This is a genomic window from Komagataeibacter europaeus LMG 18890 (genome assembly GCF_000285295.1).
GTDB classification, from domain to species: Bacteria; Pseudomonadota; Alphaproteobacteria; order Acetobacterales; family Acetobacteraceae; genus Komagataeibacter; species Komagataeibacter europaeus.
Map to the genome: position 1 here is coordinate 1 of NZ_CADP01000264.1, position 1,730 is coordinate 1,730.

Annotated in this window: 3 protein-coding genes and 1 pseudogene; 1 reads left to right on the forward strand and 3 read right to left on the reverse strand. The window is 55.9% G+C overall.

Annotated elements, in window-relative coordinates; translation table 11 throughout:
* From GEU01_RS21495 to tnpA, 3 genes and pseudogenes are all read right to left on the reverse strand, one after another.
* Positions 1-203: pseudogene (locus GEU01_RS21495) on the reverse strand (IS66 family transposase); the annotation flags it as partial.
* 65 nt (positions 204-268) lie between these two features.
* Entirely contained in the window at positions 269-616 is a 348-nt protein-coding gene (tnpB, locus tag GEU01_RS21500; RefSeq protein ID WP_019087537.1) for an IS66 family insertion sequence element accessory protein TnpB, read from the reverse strand.
* Positions 613-972 carry an IS66-like element accessory protein TnpA gene (gene tnpA / locus GEU01_RS26090; protein ID WP_042711006.1) on the reverse strand — a complete coding sequence of 120 codons (360 nt, stop codon included), beginning with the start codon at positions 970-972 and terminating at the stop codon, positions 613-615. The genes tnpB and tnpA overlap by 4 nt, the downstream gene beginning before the upstream one ends.
* A gap of 484 nt (positions 973-1,456) precedes the next feature.
* Between tnpA and GEU01_RS25415 the strand changes: the two genes are divergently transcribed.
* A partial coding sequence (locus tag GEU01_RS25415; RefSeq protein ID WP_232272548.1) for a transposase occupies positions 1,457-1,730 on the forward strand: 274 nt, incomplete at its 3' end.

Sequence of the window (1,730 nt, forward strand, 5' to 3'; positions counted from 1 at the left end):
TGTTCAGTCTCACGCTCGATCTTTTCTGAACTGGCCCCGAATTTCTGTTTCTGCAGGCGAGCGATCCGGATCCTGAGCGACTGGACAAGGGCATCATAGGCCCGGGCCGACGCCGACAGCCGCACGATCTCGCCCTGCTGGGCCATGATGATGGCCTTGAGGGTTTCGAGATCATCAGGCAGGGGGCCAGAGTGTCGCTCCATCTCTGGATAATAGCGGAAAACTGCCAGAAAACAAAGAAATCCGCGACAGAAATAATGAAAAAAAATCAGGCTACGCGAGAGGGGGGCGCCGACCAGGATGGCCGTCTCCAGTCGATTCCTTCCCAGAGCATGGCCATCTGTGCGGCTGTCAGGCGGGCAACGCCATCTGCCGGGGAGGGCCACGGAAAACGTCCGGTCTCGAGCACCTTGTAATAAAGGCAGAACCCCTGACCGTCCCACGTCAGAAGCTTGATCCTGTCCCCCCGGCGACCGCGAAAGACGAAGAGAGCGCCCGATGTCGGGTCCTGACGCAGCCTGTCCTGTGCAAGTGCGGCCAGCCCCGATATGCCCTTGCGCATATCCGTCACCCCGCAGGCCAGATAGACACGCACACCGTTGCCCACGCCAATCATGCCGTCTCCGCGATCCGGATGACCCGTGCCAGAAGCTCTTCTGCAGGATGTCCCGTCACCCTGATACAACGGCCATTGCGCAGCACAATGGCCAACTCGTCAGTATCATCGCCAGACGCCACAGTGGGTGCATTCACGGAAGCAACAGGAACAAACGCCACAGACTGATCTGGGGAAGACAGTCTTTGACGGAATGAAGTACGCCACTGGTAAAGATGTTGGCGGGTCAGGCCATGCCGACGTGCCACATCCGATACACTTGCCCCGTCCACACCAACTTCAGCCAGTATCTCCAGCTTCCGTTCGTCCGGCCAGCGGCGACGGCGTTCAACGCCAATCAGGATTTCCTGAGCCATATTTACCTCCCAAACGACGTCAATAACGACGTCGTTAACGACGGTAAGTTACCAGTCACAATCCTCAGGCATAAGGCGGCCTCAAGCGGCCGATTACTCTTCAACTATAGATATACACAGTGAATACAATTCAGAATGTCAGTTTAATCAAATTTACTTCCCAGCATAGAGACTGACGCGGACGATCTTCAGCGGCATGGCGTCCTACGAAGGCTCTATTATCACCACTCCCAAACGACGGGTTCCCAGACGTAACCAGCATGTTCTTTTCGGATGTGGCCTATACCAGGGAATGGAAAATGAGGAACGTGGACGAGAGGAGCCTCAACACTTGTAATTTTTTCAAGGAGTCTCATACGGGTGACGATAGCTTCCACCGAATCATTGTCGACACCTAGGGCCTGTTAGATCTTAAAATACTTCCTATATTGTATGGATTGAAGAAGGAGACGGAACAGGCACTTTCACTGATGAGACATGGGCGATCTGGGAACCGCTGATTGAGGCGGTTCGGCCAAGGGGCAAGACACCGCCCCATGATCTGCGGCGTACGATAGCAGCGATCTTCTGGCGTCATGAGAATGGTGCGAAATGGCGAAGTATCCCCGCTGAGCTGGGTCCGTGGTGGCGGGCGGCGCAGCTTTTCATCCGCTGGGCGAAACTGGGGGTGTGGGAACGCCTGCTCGAACTGGTTCAGGACCACCACGGAGTGGCGCTGGGCATGACTTTTCTGGATGGCACGAACATCAGGGCTCACC